Origin of the sequence: Streptomyces sp. NPDC047971 (genome assembly GCF_040653355.1) — a bacterium.
In the GTDB taxonomy this organism is placed as follows: Bacteria; Actinomycetota; Actinomycetes; order Streptomycetales; family Streptomycetaceae; genus Streptomyces.
In genome coordinates, this window is the sequence record NZ_JBEZNW010000017.1 from 20,704 (window position 1) to 36,851 (window position 16,148).

Below are 16,148 nucleotides of genomic sequence, written 5' to 3' on the forward strand. Positions count from 1 at the left end.
CCGACGGGGCACCGGCCCCTCAGTCGCCGCCGTCACGGCCCTCCGGCGCACTCCCCCCACCCTCCCGGGGCCCCGCCCCGTCCCCCGCCGCGCCCCCGGGCTCACCGCCCTCGGCCGCCGCGCCCCGCGACACGCCACCGCCCTCGGCCGCCGCGCCCCGTGACTGGCCAGGGCCCTCGGCCGCCGCGCCCCCGGGCTCACCACCGTCCTCCGGCGCCGCGTTCTGGGGCGGACGGCCCGTCAGGGTCGCCAGGGAGGTGCGGATGTGGTCCATCTGGGCGTGGATCTCCTCCCTCGCCTCGGCGTGCTCGCCCAGCACCCGCTCCGTCGCCCGCTCGATCCGCTCCCGCCGTGACCGGGCCTGCGCCACCCGTTCCTCCGCCCGCGCCTCCGCGTCCTCCTGGCCGTGCCGGGCCTGTTCCTCCGTCGCGGCGAGCGCGCGCCGGGCCTCCGCGAGACGCGCCTCCGCGGCGGTGAGCAGCTCCGTGTGGCGGGCGTCCAGCTCGGCCGCCCGAGCCTCCGCGACCCGCTCGGCCTCCTCCCGTACCGCCGCCTGCTCCTCCCGCTGCGACGACAGGAGCGCCGCCGCCCCGCGCGCCGCCTCCTCGAACGCCTCCCGCGCCTCGGCCCGCTGACCCTCCGCCGAGCGACGGGCCGCCGACCGCGCCGCCTCGGCCTCCTCGCCCGCCGCGTCGAGGGCCGCCGCGGCCACGGCCTCCGCCTCCGCCCGCACCCCCTCCGCGTGCGCCCCGGCCGCCTCGGCCGCGGACCGGGCCGCCTCCTCCGCCTCCTCCGCGAGCGCCCGCGCCTCCGACTCGGCGGCCCGCACCAGACTCTCGTCCTCGGCCTCGGCGAGCTCCAGCAGCTGGAGCGCCCGTTCGCCCAGCGACTCGTACCGCTGCGGGACCAGCGCGTCGACCTCCGCGCGCAGCCGGTCCGCCTCCTCCCCCATCTCCCTGGCGAGCACGGTCAGCCGGGCCGCCCGCTCCCAGGCGGCGTCGCGTTCGTCGGAGAGCGCGGCGAGACGGCGGTCGACCTGCTTCGGGCGGTAGCCGCGACCGCGACCGCGTACGACGGCGAAACTCATCCCTGACGACCTTTCCGTAATGCCTGCAATGGACAGAATTGCTCGCATTCCAGGATGCGCCATCAGGCACGACAAAAGGCGCCCGACGTGTCGCACACGTCGAGCGCCTTCGGTCACGAACGGCCCGGGACCGCCGGAGGCCGCCCTACAGCAGCCCGTCCCACATCTGCTCCAGGAGCACCGACCACCAGTTCTCCGGCGACGCCAGCGCCGCCGGGTCCAGCATCGCCAGCTGCGCCTGGAAGTCGACCGTCCAGCGGCCCGCCTGCTCGGGGTTGAGCCCGAACCGCAGCCGCCACATCCGGCCGAGCAGCGCCAGGGAACGGGTGAACTCCGGCAGCCCGCTGTTCACGAACTGCGGCGGCACCGGCTGCCCACCCGGACCGGCCTCGACCGGTACGGCGACGATGTGCGCGGTCCCGTACTGCACACAGATCGCCCGACCGAAGTCCGAGCCGACCACCAGGTACGAACCCGCGTCCGACGCCGGCTGGACCTGCCGCTGCGCGGCCAGCTCCGCCAGCGTCGGCACCACCGGCTGGGCCGGCTGCGCCCAGAAGAACGGCCCGAAGTCCGCCGGCAGACCCGCCCACACGAGCGTCAGCGCCACGACCTCCGGCACACCCTGCCGGGACACCGCCCGCTGGTCGAACCGGCAGATACCCGGGCCGAAGGCACCGGCCAGCTCCTGCGCGACCCCGTCCGGCGGAATCGGCGGAGTCGGCTGCACCTGCGGCAGCGGAGCACGGACCGGCGCCGGACGCGCCGGACCGTCCGCCACCTGATGCAACTCGCCCTGGTGAGTGAGGAGTTGCTGCATCCCCTGCTGACGGCCCGCGTGATCCCTGCCGTACGGCGCGATGTTCGTGATCCGCGCCTGCGGCCAGGTCTCCCGGATCATCCGCGCGCAGTAACCACCCGGCAGCTCACACGACTCCAGCTCCGTGTGCAGCTCCAGCACCTGCTGCGGCGGCACGTTCATGGCACGCAGCTCGTGCAGGATCTGCCACTCCGGGTGCGGAGTACCCGGAGCGGACCGCCGGATGATCTGCGCCTCGGAGCCGTCGGGCGCCCGATACCGCAACACGGCCTGATAGCCGGGCCCCACGGTCGGCTGACCGGTGGGCTGCTGCGGGTACCCGTACGCCGGAGGCGGGGTGCCCGGCGCGGACGGCGGCGGCACCGGCGGTCCCGGCGGACCGCCGGGACCGGGCTGCGCCAGCATCGTCGCCGCGTGGTGCACACCACCGGGCGGAGTACCAGGAGCACCGGGAGCACCGGGAGGTCCGGGCGGCCCCGGCGGAGTACCGGGAGCGCCGGGAGGCCCCGGCGGGGCGACGAGCCCACCGGGCCCGGGGTGCGCCAGCATCGTCGCCGCGTGCGCGACACCCGCGCCGTCGGACCCACCGGGCGCACCCGGAGGCGCGGGCGGAGGCGGCGCTCCAGGCCCACCCTGACTCGGATGCGCCAGCATCGTCGCGGCCTGGTGCACGGGCTGCGGAGGCGTGGGCGGCCCAGGAGGCTGAGGCCCGTCCGGCCCGAGCTGCGCCACCAGCTGCGTCGGCACGTAGCCGCCCGCGGGCGCGCCCGGCACACCCGGCGCCTGCGGCGGCGGAGGCGGGTTCGCGCCACTCCCCCGCGCACCCCGCGGAGACACCGCGGCCTTGCTGGTCGCGGCATCCGCGATGTCCGCGGGCGCGGGCGAAGGAACACCGGGAGCGGGCGTACCACCGGGCACACCGGGAGCCGGAGGCACACCAGGAGCCGCGGGGCCGCCGGACGGCGCAGGACCGCCGATCGAACCCGGACCACCCGGAGCCGAAGGCACACCGGAACCACCCGCCGAAGCCGGACCACCCGGGCCCGACGACGCACCGGGACCACCCGGCACCCCCTCACCCGCCGGCGGCGGGGCATGCGGGTCCAGGGCCGGCGTGGCGATCGCCGTCCGCGGCAACGCACTGCCACCCGACATCAAGGCCGTCGGGGCATCCGCACCCACCACCGGAGGCGGCGTGTCCTCGTCGTCCGCACCCGAGAGCGGCGGGGCGAAGACCGTCGCCGGCAGCGGCACCGAACCCTGCGCACCACCCGAGCTCGCATTCGCGTCCGCCCACGGGCTGCTCGCCGGCACCCCGTCCGACGCCGTCGGCTCGTACTCCACCGGACGCCCCGCCGAAGCACCCGCCGAAGCAGACACCGGCTCGGAAGCGGCCCCGGAAGCAGGCGCCGTCGCCGACCCGACCCCGTCCGTTCCCTCCGCGGACGACGAACCACCGCCCGCCTGCGACGCGTTCGGCCCCTTCGGCGCCGACGGCAGCCCGATCTTGTCCGCCGCGTCCTGCAGCCACTCCGGCGGACTCAGCAGGAACGACGTCGCGTTCAGATCGATCCGCTCCGGCGGCGCCGGCGCCGCGGCACCCGCGTCCGCGCCCTCCGAAGCCCCGTACTCCTCCTCGTACCGCCGGATCACCTCGCCCACCGGCAACCCCGGCCACAACGTCACATCGCCGCTGTCCCGCGCGATGACCAGCCGCTGCCGGCCACCGTCCGACGTCGGGCCGTCCTCACGGTCCTCCGCCCACACGACGAAGCCCAGCTCGAACTCACGCACCCGCACCTCACGCTGCTGGTACGCCGGCACATCACCGTTGATCCATTCCTCGGCGCGCTCCTGCGCCTGCGCGAACGTCACCACAGCCAGCTCACTCCCCCACCGGGACCACGGGCACGGCGCGCGCGAAGCCGCCGTCCACCATCAGGTTCGCCACCGTCTCCAGCTCCGGCGGATTGCCGGCCAGCCGCTGCAGGAACGCGTCGAAATCCTCGCCGCACGGCAGCAGCAACCGCTCCACGCGCTCACTCACGCTCCAGCCGTCCTGATCCCGCGCGTCGTCGTACGCGCAGAACCACACCGACCCGATGCCCTCGCCCCGCACCTTCACCGCGAGGATCCCGCCCTGCACGAACGCGACCCCCAGATAGTCCTTCGTCAGGTGGTCACGCAGACACTTGTTGACATAGACGAGGTCATTGACCCCCGCCTCCTCGCGCACCGTGAAGAACGGCTGGTCCACCAGAAGACCGAGCTCCGCGTCGAGCGCCGCACCCACCGGCGCGCACCCGCCCGCCGCCTTCAGGAACGCGCGATACGCCCCCGGCAGGCGATAGCCCAGATCCTCCTCCACACCGAGCAGTTGCTGCTCGGTCACCGACACCGCACCCTTCGGCAGCCCGAAGTGCGCGGGCCGCGTCTCCTGCAACGGACGCGTACCCCGCTTGTCGTGATCGACGGCAGCCGTCGCCACCCCGCCGTGGTGACGCAACAACGCCTTCACCTCGACCGGTACGAGCTCCATCCGCCGACCACCCGCCACGTGATGCCAGGTCCAGCCGTGCGGAGTCGCCACGGCCGGGATGGTCCCCCACAACTCATGGCCGGTCGCCGCCAGAGCCGCGTTCGCCGACACGTAGTCCGTCAGCCGCAACTCGTCGACACCGAAGCCCTCGGGCGGATCGGCGATCTCCGCCGCAGCCCTGGCGTACGGAGAAAAATCCGGATAACCCCGCTCATCGACCCGCACCCCTCTAGGGTGACGGGAAGCACGAACCGGATCCGGGAAGTGCACGACCTGCCCGGCGTACGCCGCGTTCGGCGGCGCGGCATTCCCGAGCCGACCTGTCGTCATGGCGGTTGCCCCCTGCGCTGGCTACTGGCTGATTCCGCACAGCCTATGCGCTGCCACAAGCCCACGACCCGGCCCGATACAGCCACCGCCACAGCCCGTGACCAAGTGTCACGGGCGGATGACACACCGGCGATAGTTCCGACACACCGACGCCCCGTTTGTGTACCCCGCTTCCACATGAGGCGTCCCATTTGGCAGTCTGTTCCCGCAACTCGGGGGAGTTGAGGAGGGGAAGAAAAGCACCATGCACGCAGCACAAACGCCCACTCAGGGTGACCCACGCCTCAACTGGAGCAGCACCGAACCCACCCGCGCCCCGTTACTGCGCTTCCGCCGCGACGGCATCCTCCCCACCGTCGGCGCCGCGCTCTCCGTACGCGGCGAAACCCTTACCTGCACCGCGGGCCGCGGCGACCAGCCGCCCGTCCTGCACGCCCTCGTCCAGGACTTCCTCGACACCCTCACCAGCGGACAACGCGAACGGTTCACCGGGCGCTGCCCCGAAGCGATCCTGCTCTCCCGCCACCTCAGCGCCACCGAGACCGGCCGCTCCAAGCGCGCCCAACGCAAACCCCTCACCCACAGCGAAGCCCGCCGCTCCCTCAAACACTCCAAACTGACCGCACGCCGCATCCGCGAGGCCGGCGACCCGCTGCACGGCAGCTACGCCGCCCCCTGCCGCTCCTGCACCGCGATGCTCGCCCACTTCGGGGTACGCCCCGTCGACCCCACCTCGACTGTCGAGAACGGCTGACCGCACCCCCATGCCCGACCACCTGAGCACCACCCGGTTCCCGGTCAACGTCGACGCCGCCCTCCGCGAAGCGGGCTGGCAGCCCGGCCGCTGGGACATCAAACTCGCCGAACAATGGGCCGACACCCTCCGCGCCCACGTCTCCCCCGGCGGCCACCGCCACCACGTCTTCCCGGCCGCCGTCGAAGCATGGGCCGAATTCGGCGACCTCAGCGTCACCTCACCCGGCAGCGGCCGCCAGATCGCCCCGGCGACCGTACGCTTCGACCCCCTCGCCGGCCTCCACCTCGCCCGCACCCTCGCCGACCTCGGACGCGCCCTCGACACCGAGATCGCCCCGCTCGGAGAGGAAGGCGAACACCAGGCCGTACTCGCCATCGACCAGGAGGGCCGGGTGTACAGCCTGGACCACACGGGAGACTGGTTCCTCGGCCAGGACATCGACGCGGCACTGTCGACACTCATCACCGGGACACAGCCGGCCCGCCTGGTCACGGGCTGAGCCGCCAGGCCCCCGACCGCCCCGTCAACGCAGCCGGATCTCCGGATGCCGGATCCGGGATACCGGATATTGAATATTGGATCCGATATCCAGACCTCGATATCCACACCCCACGTGACGGATCCGACACCGAAGAAGCGACACCGGAGAACCCTCACCGAAGAAGCGGCATCGGAGAACCGGCACCGGAGAACCGACTACGCCACCGGCTCCCCCACCGGCAGCACCGCCGACACCCGGAAACCACCCGCGTCCGTCGGACCCGACACGAACACACCACCCAGCCGACTCACGCGCTCCCGCATGCCGACCAGACCGTTCCCCCCACTCGGCAGATGCGCATCGGCCGCCCCCGCGTCCGACGGGCCGTTCTCCACCTGCATCGCGACCTCCGCGTCCCGATGCGCCAGCCGCACCACGACCTTCGCGCCGGCCGCGTGCTTGTGGACATTGGTCAACGCCTCCTGCACCACCCGGTACGCGGTCCGCTCGACCTCCGCCCCGTACACCCGCACCTCACCCAGCACCGTCAGCTCCACGACCACACCCGCCAACCGCGACTGCTCGACCAGATCCTCCAGAGCGTCCAGACACGGACCGTCCTCCGAAGCCGCCTCCGCCGCCGCGGCGGCCGCGCGCCCCACCGCCGCCAACGGCACCGGAGACGCCACCACCGGAGCCGCGTCCTCCCGCAGCACACCCAACATCTCGCGCAACTCCGTCAACGCCTGCCGGCCCATGTCACCGACCAGCGCCGCGTTCTTCACCGCCTTCTGCGGATCCTTCAACGCGACCGCCTGCAACGCCGCCGCATGCACCACCATCAGCGACACCCGATGCGCCACCACGTCATGCATCTCCCGGGCGATCCGCGTCCGCTCCTCCTGCCGCGCCCACTGAGCCCGCTGCTCCGCCCGATCGGCGAGCAACGACAACTCCTGCTCCAGACTGTCGGCCCGCTCCCGCAGACTCTCCATGAGCCGACGCCGCGCCCCTATGTAGAGCCCGAAGAGCACCGGCGGCGCGTTGAGCCCCAACGTCATGAACAACGCGACCGTCGGGACGTACCACCCACTCGGATCGAAGTCCGGCTGGCCGACATCCGCCTGCGCGACGTCCTGACGCACCCGCACCACCGTCACGACGAACACCGCGGCCGTCGACATACCGGCGAGCGCCGCCGTGATCCGCCGGGGCACCTCGGAGGCCGCGAGCGAATAGAGCCCCACGATCCCCATCAGATAGCCCATCTCGGCCGGCGTGACGGCGACCGAGACCAGCACCACCGCGATCGGCCACCGCCGCCGCACGAGCAGCACGGAACCGACCATCAGCCCGAACAGCACCCCCACGGGCACCGGCAGCCCCGCCTTGTCGGCGAAGCCGACCCCCTCCAGCCCGCACTCCAGCGCGGACACCACGGCCAGCCCGACATCGAGCACCGCGCCACGCCGTCTCTCCCACCACCACCAGCCCCGGGCAGCCGAAGCCGCCGTCTCCTGATGCGCCCCCGTTGTGGTCATGCCCTCCAGCGTACGGGCGAGCGCGAGTCATTTTCCGGAGACGGCCGCACCCGGAACCGCCGCACGTCAACGGCGCACACACACCCGTCCCTCGAACTAATGAATCGCGCACGCTTTCGACCCGGATGCTCGCATTCCGGGACGACTGTGTTCGTATGACATCCGAGACGAGCCGGTACACGGACTTCGAGAACCTGCGCGAGCGGGCCGTCGCCCTACGCCGCGAGGGCCTCAGCCGACGCCAGATCCGGGACCGCCTGCGCGTCGACAACAACGACATCCTGAACCGGCTCCTGGAAGGCGAGCCGCCTCCGGAGTGGACGAAGCGCCCGAACGCCAAGGACGACCTCCGGGCCCGGGCGCGCGAGCTGCGCCTCCAGGGCATGACCTACGACCGGATCCAGCTGGAGCTGGGCTGCTCGAAGAGCTCGATCTCACTCTGGGTCCGGGACCTGCCGAAGCCGGAGCCCCGGTACACGCCCGAGGAGCAGCGCGCCTTGATGCACGCGGGGCTCAAGAAGCTCCGTCACACGCAGGATGAGGAGCGGAAGGCAGTCAGACAGACCGCCCAGCTCGAGATCGGCGAACTGTCGGAGCGCGAACTCTTCCTGATCGGAGTCGGGCTCTACTGGGCCGAAGGCCAGAAGAGCAAGTCGTACGCCCGCCGGGAACGGGTGATCTTCGTCAACAGTGACCCGGACATGATCCGCACCTTCCGAGCCTGGCTCCAGCTGCTCGGCGTCGACGCGAAGCGCATCGGCTACAGGGTGATGATCCACGAGTCGGCCGACGTTCAGGGCGCGGAGCGGTACTGGGCCGAACTCATCGGCATCGATACCACCACTCTCCGGCGAACGACCCTCAAGAAACACAACGCCAAGACCGTCCGCAAGAACGTCGGGGAGGAATATCGGGGTTGCCTGGTCATCGACGTCGCGGGGAGCGCTGAGCTGTACTGCCGCATCGAAGGATGGTGGGCCGGGATCAATGCCGCACGCGGTCGGGTCTCCGGTATGGTCTGAGGCGCTGTCCCCCGTGGTGTAACTGGCAGCACACTGGTTTTTGGTACCAGCAGGACAAGGTTCGAATCCTTGCGGGGGAGCAACAGCGCACAAGACCGACGTTCGGGTCCTGACCTCCGCGGTCAGGACCCGCACTCATTTCCGCTCCGAAACCCCCCGGTATCCTGCGGTTGTCCACCACCCGAAGCCGAAGGGCATTCCCGTGAGCGCCAACCGCCCGGCCGCCGTCGTCGTCCTCGCAGCGGGTGAGGGCACCCGCATGAAGTCGAAGACCCCCAAGGTCCTGCACGAAATCGCCGGACGCTCCCTCGTCGGGCACGTCGTGTCCGCCGCGCGGGAGCTGGAGCCCGAGCACCTCGTCGTGGTCGTCGGGCACGCCCGTGAGCAGGTCACCGCGCATCTCGACGCGCACTACGCCGGGACCCGTACCGCCGTGCAGCACGAGCAGAACGGCACCGGTCACGCCGTCCGCATGGGCCTCGAGGAGCTGGGCCGGGCCCCCGAGGGGACCGTCGTGGTCGTCTGCGGCGACACACCGCTGCTGTCCGGGGAGACCCTGCGGGCGCTCGCCTCCACGCACGCCGCCGACGGCAACGCCGTGACCGTGCTGACCGCCGAGGTGCCGGACTCCACCGGTTACGGGCGCATCGTCCGGGACGCCTCCGGTGCCGTCACCGCGATCGTCGAGCACAAGGACGCCTCCGAGGAGCAGCGCGCGATCAAGGAGATCAACTCCGGCGTGTTCGCGTTCGACGGCGCGCTGCTCGCGGACGCTCTGGGCAAGGTCCGGACGGACAACAGCCAGGGTGAGGAGTACCTCACCGATGTGCTGTCGATCCTGCGTGAGGCGGGTCACCGGGTGGGTGCGTCGGTGGCGGGTGATCATCGCGAGATTCTCGGGATCAACAACCGGGTGCAGCTCGCCGAGGCCCGTGCGCTGCTGAACCGGCGTCTGCTGGAGCGGGCGATGACGGCCGGTGTGACGGTGGTGGATCCGTCGTCGGTGCTGGTCGACGTGATGGTGACGTTCGAGCCGGATGCCGTGATCCACCCGGGTACGCAGCTGCTGGGTGCGACGCACGTCGGCGAGGACGCCGAGGTGGGTCCGAACTCGCGGTTGAAGGACACGAGGGTCGGCAAGGGCGCTCGGGTGGACAACACGGTCGCCGATTCCGCCGTGATCGGCGAGGGCGCTTCCGTGGGGCCGTACGCGTATCTGCGTCCGGGTACGAACCTGGGTGTGAAGGCGAAGGCCGGTACGTACGTGGAGATGAAGAACGCGACGATCGGTGAGGGTACGAAGGTCCCCCATCTGTCGTACGTGGGCGATGCGACGATCGGTGAGTACACGAACATCGGCGCGGCGAGCGTCTTCGTGAACTACGACGGTGAGGCGAAGCACCACACGACGGTGGGGTCTCACTGCAAGACGGGTTCGGACAACATGTTTGTGGCTCCCGTCACCATCGGGGACGGTGCCTACACCGCGGCGGGGTCGGTCATCACGAAGGATGTGCCGTCGGGTGCGCTCGCTGTCGCCCGGGGCCAGCAGCGGAATATCGAGGGTTGGGTGGCCCGGAAGCGGCCCGGCAGTGCTGCCGCGCAGGCCGCTCAGGCGGCTGCCGAGGGTCCCGCCGGCGAAGGCTGACCGGAAACGGGTACGTCGAACTCGGCGTACCGTGATACGTGCACATAAATTCGGCTGGCTCGCTCACCCGCACGGGAGCGCGGTGGTCGCGACCAGAGAACACGTCTGAGGAGACAGTGCTGTGACCGGGATCAAGACGACCGGCGAGAAGAAGCTGATGCTCTTCTCCGGCCGCGCCCACCCCGAGCTGGCCGAGGAGGTCGCGCACCAGCTCGGTGTCGGTCTCGTGCCGACCAAGGCTTTCGACTTCGCGAACGGTGAGATCTACGTCCGTTTCCAGGAGTCGGCGCGTGGCGCGGACTGCTTCCTGATCCAGAGCCACACGGCTCCGATCAACAAGTGGATCATGGAGCAGTTGATCATGATCGATGCGCTGAAGCGGGCTTCCGCTCGGAGCATCACCGTGATCATCCCGTCGTACGGCTATGCCCGTCAGGACAAGAAGCACCGTGGTCGTGAGCCGATCTCGGCCCGTCTGGTCGCTGATCTGCTGAAGACGTCGGGTGCGGACCGCATTCTCACGGTCGACCTGCACACGGACCAGATCCAGGGCTTCTTCGACGGTCCGGTGGACCACCTGTCGGCTCTCCCGGTCCTGGCGGACTACGTGGGCAACAAGGTCGACCGTTCGAAGCTGACGATCGTCTCCCCCGACGCGGGTCGTGTGCGAGTGGCGGACCGTTGGTGCGACCGGCTGGACGCGCCGCTGGCGATCGTGCACAAGCGTCGTGACAAGGACGTCGCCAACCAGGTGACGGTCCACGAGGTCGTGGGTGACGTCCGTGGCCGTGTCTGTGTCCTGGTGGACGACATGGTGGACACGGGTGGCACGATCTGTGCCGCCGCCGACGCGCTCTTCGCGCACGGTGCGGAGGACGTCATCGTGACGGCGACGCACGGCATCCTGTCCGGGCCGGCCGCCGATCGTCTGAAGAACTCCAAGGTGAGCGAGTTCGTGTTCACGGACACGCTGCCGGTCCCGAGCTCGCTGGAGCTCGACAAGATCACGGTTCTGTCGATCGCTCCGACGATCGCGCGTGCCGTGCGTGAGGTGTTCGAGGACGGCTCGGTGACGAGCCTGTTCGAGGAGCACTGAGCAGCGCTCCGGATGGTCCGAGTGAGGCCCGCTTCCCTTCGGGGGGCGGGCCTTTCTCATGCGTTCGTGATCTCCTCCGCCCTCATGCCCTCATCCCCTCACCCGCTCACTCCCTCGCGCCCTCCTGCCCTGATGCCCTGAGTGCGTCCACGGCGATGCGTGCCGCCGTGCCGATGGCCCGGTCGGCCGCCGGGAGGGTCACGGTGGTGGCGGCGGACCGGGTGAAGACGGCGACGGCGTAGCGGCCGCCGTCGGGGTATTCGACGACTCCTGCCTCGTGGCGCAGGGTGGGCAGGGAGCCGGTCTTGCCGCTGACGCGGACGTCGTCGAAGGGGAAGCCGGCGGCGAGGCGGTGGCTCCATGCCTGGAGTCCGAGGACGTCGCGGAGTTCCTGCGCGTGTGTGCCGGTGCAGACCTCGTCGCGCCAGATGGCGGCGAGGAGGGTGGCGATCTCGCGGGCCGTGGAGCGGTTGGTGCGGGTGGGGTCGAGGGCGCGGAGGCGGGTGACGACGGTGGGGTCGGTGAGGGCGGCGGGTGTGCCGTGGGCGTCGTCGTGGAGGGTGGCGTAGAGCTCGCGCATGGTGTGGACGGCGATGGTCCGGTGGAGGCCGAGGTCGGTCATGGTGCGGTTGACGGTGTCGAGGCCGATGGCGTCGATGAGGAGGTCGGCGGCGGTGTTGTCGCTGAGGGCGACGGCGAGGGTGGCGAGGTCGCGCAGGGAGAGGCGGGCGGTGTCGCGCATGGTGGCGAGGCCGGTGGCGCCGGGTGAGCGGCCTTCGGCGGGGATGTCGACGGGTTGGCGCAGGTCGAGGTGGCCGTGGGCGGCGTGTCGGTAGAGGGCGGCGATGACGCAGAGCTTGTGGACGCTGGCGGTGGGGGTGTCGAGGTCGGCGTCGAGGGTGAGGGTGGCGCCGGTGTCGATGTCGGTGGCGTGGAGTCGTCCGGTGACGCCCGCGTCGGTGAAGGCCCTGGTGATGCGGGTGCGGGCGGTGGGGGTCACAGGGGGAACTCCGATGCGGGGCGGGGGAAGACGATTCTGGCGGCTGCGCCGGTGGGGGTGTCGGTGGTCATGTCCGCGTGGTCGCGGAGGGTCTGGTGGGCGGTGTCGGCGAAGAGGCGTACGGCGGGTTGGTCGCGGCCTTCGGGCCAGGCGGCGGAGGTGCGCCAGGTGACGGGGTTGTCGCGGAGGGGGCGCCAGACGGTGCCGGGTTCGGTGGGGGTGCGGGGTTCGAGGGAGACGGCGTCTCCGGAGAGGACGAGTCCGCGGGTGAGGTCGGGGCCGGTGGCTTCGTGGACGGTGGCGGGGGTGCAGCCGTGCCGGGCGCAGGTGGTGAGGGTTTCGTCGTGGAGGGCGGGGGCTTCGGCGCGGGGGAAGAGGACGAGGTCGCGGCCGGTGAGGGCGGCGGTGGGGATGTCGGTGAGGGTGGCGAGGGGGTCGGTGTCGGGGAGGAGGACGCCGAGGGGTTGGTGGAGGAGGGGGCCGAAGGTGAGGCCGGGGGCGGGGCAGGGGTGGCGGACGACGCCGACGTCGAGGGTGCCGGCGGTGAGTTCGGCGGTCTGTTCGGTGGTGGGGAGTTCGCGGAGGTCGAGTGGGGCGCCTGGGGAGCGGTCGCGGTAGGTGATGAGGAGGGCACCGACGGCGGCGGCGCCGAGGCGGGGTGGGACGGCGGCGCGGAGGGTGCCCGCCCGGCCGTCGCGGAGGCGGGCGACGGCGGTGGTGAGCCGGTCGGCGGCGGTGAGGAGGTGTTCGGCTTCGGTGAGGACGAGGCGGCCCGCGGGGGTGAGGGTGGTGCCGCGGCTGGTGCGGTCGAGGAGGCGGACGCCGAGTTCGTGTTCGAGGCGTCGGATGCGTTGGGAGAGGGAGGGCTGGGCCAGGTGCAGGCGTTCGGCGGCGCGTCCGAAGTGCTGTTCTTCGGCGACGGTCCGGAAGTACCGCAGGTGCAGCAGCAGGTCCATGATCGGCAAGGATAGGCAGGGTGCCGGCGGGGTCGGTGGGGTCGTCGGGGTGATCCAATTGGGTGGGTCGGCGTGGGGCGAGTAGACTGCCGTAGTTGCTCGGCGAGGGAGGCCGTACCGGTGAGGTGCGGCGGTCCGTTATCGACGCGCTCTTCGTAGCAGGCCAGTCGTGGCCGGGTAGCCACCGTTCTGTTTCTGCTTACGAGGAGTGCATATGTCCGAGGTGAAGATCTCCGCCGAGGTTCGTTCCGAGTTCGGCAAGGGTGCCGCCCGTTCGATCCGTCGCGACAACAAGGTTCCCGGCGTTCTCTACGGTCACGGCACCGAGCCGGTCCACGTGACGCTTCCGGGCCACGAGCTGCTGCTCGCCCTGCGTACCCCGAACGTCCTGCTGGCCCTGGACGTGGACGGCAAGAGCGAGCTGGCGATCCCGAAGGCCGTCCAGCGTGACGCCATCAAGGGCTTCCTGGTCCACGTCGACCTGCTCCTGGTCAAGCGTGGCGAGAAGGTCACGGTCGAGGTTCCGGTCCAGGCCGAGGGCGAGCTGGCCGCCGGTGGCAACCTGCTGGAGCACGTGCTGAACACGCTCTCCGTCGAGGCCGAGGCCACCCACATCCCCGAGGCCGTCACGGTCTCCGTGGAGGGCCTGGAGGCCGGTGCCTCCATCCTCGCCAAGGACATCGTGCTCCCGAAGGGCGCGGCCCTGGTGACCGACGCCGACGCCGTCGTCCTGCAGGTTCTGGCCGCGCAGGCCGAGGAGCCGGCCGCCGAGGGTGAGGCCGAGGGCGAGGGTGCCGAGGCCGAGGGTGCCGAGGCCTGAGCCGTAGGCTCTGCTTGACGCGGACGGGGTGGTGGGCTGCGGCCCGCCACCCCGTTCCCCTGTTCACCGCCCCGTAGACACGCAGACGAGGAGACGTCCCACGATGACGGACGACGCGAACGCCCCCTGGCTGATCGTCGGTCTGGGCAATCCGGGCCCCGAGTACGCCGCGAACCGCCACAATGTGGGCTTCATGGTCGTGGACCTGCTCGCGGAGCGCATCGGCGGGAAGTTCAAGCGGGCGCAGAAGGCGCAGGCGCAGGTGGTCGAGGGCCGTATGGGTCCTCCCGGGCCCGCCAACCGCCGGGTGATCCTCGCGAAGCCGATGTCGTACATGAATCTGTCGGGCGGTCCGGTGACGGCGCTGCGCGATTTCTACAAGGTGCCGACGGCGCATGTCGTGGCGGTCCATGACGAGTTGGACATCGACTACGGGGTGCTGCGGCTGAAGATCGGTGGTGGCGACAACGGCCACAACGGTCTGAAGTCGATGACGAAGGCGATGAGTGCCGAGTACCACCGGGTGCGGTTCGGTATCGGTCGTCCGCCGGGCCGGATGCAGGTGGCGGACTTCGTGTTGAAGGACTTCTCGTCGTCGGAGCGCAAGGAGCTCGACTACTTCGTCGACCGGGCGGCGGACTCCGTCGAGTGCCTGGTGGCGGAGGGTCTGGAGCGGGCGCAGTCGGCGTACAACTCCTGACCGTCCGGCCGGAGTGGTACGACTGTACGATCGCGGGTCATGACGCACGCCCGTAACGCCGCCATGGCCCTGGTCGCCCTGTTGCTCCTCGTCGCGGGAGCGTGGTCGTCCTGGGGTTCGGCGCAGCACATCCTGCTCTCCAAGGGCCGTGAGCACGGCACGTTGACGGTGACCGGCTGCAACGACGAGACGTGCAGCGGCCGTTATGTCCCGGATGGTCCGCCTTCTTCGCACAGCACGCTGACGATCGACCGCTCGGTGGCGGTGGACAAGGGCCAGACGGTTCCGGTGGTGGTGAAGCCCGGCACGGCGGAGGCCGTACGGACGGGGTGGGGCGGCGGTCTGCACGCCTGGCTGCCGTTGGGCGGTGCGCTGTTGCTCGCGGCGCCGCTCGTGGGGGGCGGGCTGCGGCTGACGCGTACGGCCTGGTCCCTGGCGGGGGCGGGTGGACTGCTGCTGGTGGGGACGTTCTTCGCGTTGTGACCCATAACGGGAGGGGTTGGCGGGATTGTTATCAAGCCATGGGTTAAGGATGGCTTAAAGGGACCGTTAGGCTGCCCTCGCTGCCCCCCACGGCATCCCTCTCATCTCCCAGATGGACGACTGCACATGCGACGATCCCTCATTCCCGCCGGCGCGCTGGTCGCGGCCGTGGCGGGCTCCCTCGTGCTGGCCCCGGCGGCGTCGGCCAGTGACAGCCCGCAGGTCCTTCCCCTGCACCAGGCCAAGGACCTTCCGCTGACCGCCGACGAGTTCGGCACGCAGGAGAAGACCTGCGCGGACATCCCCGCCACCAAGGACGGCTGGCACTTCGTGCTTCCGGGCAGCGGCAAGGGCGAGAACGCCGTCTTCACCAAGCTGACGGTGGAGTTCCAGCCGGGCGGCGTCCAGACCATCACGGTCTTCGGCCCGCCGTCCGACAAGCACGCCTACGTGAGCTCCGAGCCGGGCGCCAAGCTGATCTCGGCGACGGCCGAGGTCAAGGGCAAGTTCAAGAAGGAGTGGTTCAACCTGTCCCACACCTGCCCGTCCACCACCGAGCCGACGCCGACGGGCACCCCGTCGACCTCGACCTCCCCGTCCGGTACCCCCTCCGGTACCCCGTCGGAGACCCCGAGCGAGTCGGCCACGTCCGGCACCCCGGGCACCTCCGCGACGCCGTCCGCGACGGACTCCGCTTCCGCCGGGGCGACGCCGTCCGCCTCGACGAGCGCCGCCACCGGTGGTGACCTGGCCGAGACCGGTTCCAGCGCCCCCGTCGGCATCATCGCCGCCGCCGCCGTCGCCCTCGCGGGCGCCGGTGCGTTCATGGTGACGCGCCGCCGCAAGGCCCAGCAGCACTGATCCCGTA

At 71.2% G+C, this 16,148-nt stretch carries 15 protein-coding genes and 1 tRNA gene; 10 read left to right on the forward strand and 6 right to left on the reverse strand.

Features of this window, described 5'->3' with window-relative positions; genetic code table 11:
• Positions 1 to 19: 19 nt before the first annotated feature.
• The 3 genes from AB0D99_RS17905 to AB0D99_RS17915 form a co-directional block, all read right to left on the reverse strand.
• Positions 20 to 1,087 (reverse strand): cellulose-binding protein, encoded by a 1,068-nt coding sequence (locus tag AB0D99_RS17905; protein ID WP_362362290.1) that lies wholly within the window; start codon positions 1,085 to 1,087, stop codon positions 20 to 22.
• Between the two features lie 145 nt (positions 1,088 to 1,232).
• Positions 1,233 to 3,785, reverse strand: a complete 2,553-nt coding sequence (locus tag AB0D99_RS17910) for an SUKH-4 family immunity protein (RefSeq protein WP_362362293.1) — start codon at positions 3,783 to 3,785, stop codon at positions 1,233 to 1,235.
• A gap of 7 nt (positions 3,786 to 3,792) precedes the next feature.
• A complete protein-coding gene (locus AB0D99_RS17915) occupies positions 3,793 to 4,776 on the reverse strand; it encodes an SMI1/KNR4 family protein (RefSeq protein ID WP_362362296.1) in 984 nt (327 codons plus the stop codon).
• 244 nt (positions 4,777 to 5,020) lie between these two features.
• Between AB0D99_RS17915 and AB0D99_RS17920 the strand changes: the two genes are divergently transcribed.
• Positions 5,021 to 5,530, forward strand: a complete 510-nt coding sequence (locus tag AB0D99_RS17920) for a YwqJ-related putative deaminase (RefSeq protein ID WP_362362298.1) — start codon at positions 5,021 to 5,023, stop codon at positions 5,528 to 5,530.
• A gap of 10 nt (positions 5,531 to 5,540) precedes the next feature.
• On the forward strand, positions 5,541 to 6,032 hold the full coding sequence (locus AB0D99_RS17925) for an SUKH-3 domain-containing protein (protein ID WP_362362300.1): 492 nt from the start codon (positions 5,541 to 5,543) through the stop codon (positions 6,030 to 6,032).
• Positions 6,033 to 6,229: 197 nt separating this feature from the next.
• On the opposite strand, the gene AB0D99_RS17930 is transcribed toward AB0D99_RS17925, so the two are convergent.
• Positions 6,230 to 7,555 carry a histidine kinase gene (locus AB0D99_RS17930; RefSeq protein ID WP_362362303.1) on the reverse strand — a complete coding sequence of 442 codons (1,326 nt, stop codon included), beginning with the start codon at positions 7,553 to 7,555 and terminating at the stop codon, positions 6,230 to 6,232.
• Positions 7,556 to 7,710: 155 nt separating this feature from the next.
• Here AB0D99_RS17930 and AB0D99_RS17935 point away from each other — a divergent pair, with 155 nt between their 5' ends.
• The 4 genes from AB0D99_RS17935 (at position 7,711) to AB0D99_RS17950 (ending at position 11,321) form a co-directional block, all read left to right on the forward strand.
• Entirely contained in the window at positions 7,711 to 8,577 is an 867-nt protein-coding gene (locus AB0D99_RS17935) for a hypothetical protein (protein ID WP_362362306.1), read from the forward strand.
• A 7-nt stretch (positions 8,578 to 8,584) separates the two neighbouring features.
• Positions 8,585 to 8,657, forward strand: a tRNA-Gln gene (locus AB0D99_RS17940).
• Positions 8,658 to 8,779: 122 nt separating this feature from the next.
• Positions 8,780 to 10,225: a bifunctional UDP-N-acetylglucosamine diphosphorylase/glucosamine-1-phosphate N-acetyltransferase GlmU gene (gene glmU, locus AB0D99_RS17945; protein WP_362362309.1), complete on the forward strand. Its 1,446-nt coding sequence runs from the start codon at positions 8,780 to 8,782 to the stop codon at positions 10,223 to 10,225.
• Between the two features lie 121 nt (positions 10,226 to 10,346).
• The gene (locus AB0D99_RS17950) at positions 10,347 to 11,321 is read left to right on the forward strand and encodes a ribose-phosphate diphosphokinase (RefSeq protein WP_362362312.1); all 975 of its coding nucleotides are present in this window, start codon (positions 10,347 to 10,349) and stop codon (positions 11,319 to 11,321) included.
• A gap of 106 nt (positions 11,322 to 11,427) precedes the next feature.
• Here the strand turns inward: AB0D99_RS17950 and AB0D99_RS17955 are convergent, their stop codons facing one another.
• Positions 11,428 to 12,321, reverse strand: coding sequence for a serine hydrolase (locus tag AB0D99_RS17955; protein WP_362362315.1), 894 nt, complete (start codon positions 12,319 to 12,321; stop codon positions 11,428 to 11,430).
• Complete coding sequence (locus AB0D99_RS17960; RefSeq protein WP_362362318.1) at positions 12,318 to 13,277, reverse strand: LysR substrate-binding domain-containing protein; 960 nt, start codon at positions 13,275 to 13,277, stop codon at positions 12,318 to 12,320. The genes AB0D99_RS17955 and AB0D99_RS17960 overlap by 4 nt, the downstream gene beginning before the upstream one ends.
• Before the next feature lie 214 nt (positions 13,278 to 13,491).
• Between AB0D99_RS17960 and AB0D99_RS17965 the strand changes: the two genes are divergently transcribed.
• The 4 genes from AB0D99_RS17965 to AB0D99_RS17980 all read left to right on the forward strand — a co-directional run bounded on the left by AB0D99_RS17965 (position 13,492) and on the right by AB0D99_RS17980 (position 16,141).
• Complete coding sequence (locus AB0D99_RS17965; RefSeq protein ID WP_362362321.1) at positions 13,492 to 14,097, forward strand: 50S ribosomal protein L25/general stress protein Ctc; 606 nt, start codon at positions 13,492 to 13,494, stop codon at positions 14,095 to 14,097.
• Positions 14,098 to 14,200: 103 nt separating this feature from the next.
• Positions 14,201 to 14,797 (forward strand): aminoacyl-tRNA hydrolase, encoded by a 597-nt coding sequence (gene pth / locus AB0D99_RS17970; RefSeq protein ID WP_362362324.1) that lies wholly within the window; start codon positions 14,201 to 14,203, stop codon positions 14,795 to 14,797.
• 39 nt (positions 14,798 to 14,836) lie between these two features.
• Positions 14,837 to 15,280, forward strand: a complete 444-nt coding sequence (locus tag AB0D99_RS17975) for a hypothetical protein (protein ID WP_362362327.1) — start codon at positions 14,837 to 14,839, stop codon at positions 15,278 to 15,280.
• Between the two features lie 126 nt (positions 15,281 to 15,406).
• Entirely contained in the window at positions 15,407 to 16,141 is a 735-nt protein-coding gene (locus AB0D99_RS17980) for an LPXTG cell wall anchor domain-containing protein (RefSeq protein WP_362362330.1), read from the forward strand.
• Positions 16,142 to 16,148 lie beyond the last annotated feature (7 nt).

Bases quoted from the DNA above. Each gene is read 5' to 3' on its own strand.
- AB0D99_RS17905 (WP_362362290.1), bottom strand. From the start codon at position 1,087: ATGAGTTTCGCCGTCGTACGCGGTCGCGGTCGCGGCTACCGCCCGAAG.
- AB0D99_RS17915 (WP_362362296.1), bottom strand. From the start codon at position 4,776: ATGACGACAGGTCGGCTCGGGAATGCCGCGCCGCCGAACGCGGCGTAC.
- AB0D99_RS17920 (WP_362362298.1), top strand. From the start codon at position 5,021: ATGCACGCAGCACAAACGCCCACTCAGGGTGACCCACGCCTCAACTGG.
- AB0D99_RS17925 (WP_362362300.1), top strand. From the start codon at position 5,541: ATGCCCGACCACCTGAGCACCACCCGGTTCCCGGTCAACGTCGACGCC.
- AB0D99_RS17930 (WP_362362303.1), bottom strand. From the start codon at position 7,555: ATGACCACAACGGGGGCGCATCAGGAGACGGCGGCTTCGGCTGCCCGG.
- AB0D99_RS17935 (WP_362362306.1), top strand. From the start codon at position 7,711: ATGACATCCGAGACGAGCCGGTACACGGACTTCGAGAACCTGCGCGAG.
- AB0D99_RS17960 (WP_362362318.1), bottom strand. From the start codon at position 13,277: ATGGACCTGCTGCTGCACCTGCGGTACTTCCGGACCGTCGCCGAAGAA.
- AB0D99_RS17965 (WP_362362321.1), top strand. From the start codon at position 13,492: ATGTCCGAGGTGAAGATCTCCGCCGAGGTTCGTTCCGAGTTCGGCAAG.
- pth (WP_362362324.1), top strand. From the start codon at position 14,201: ATGACGGACGACGCGAACGCCCCCTGGCTGATCGTCGGTCTGGGCAAT.
- AB0D99_RS17975 (WP_362362327.1), top strand. From the start codon at position 14,837: ATGACGCACGCCCGTAACGCCGCCATGGCCCTGGTCGCCCTGTTGCTC.
- AB0D99_RS17980 (WP_362362330.1), top strand. From the start codon at position 15,407: ATGCGACGATCCCTCATTCCCGCCGGCGCGCTGGTCGCGGCCGTGGCG.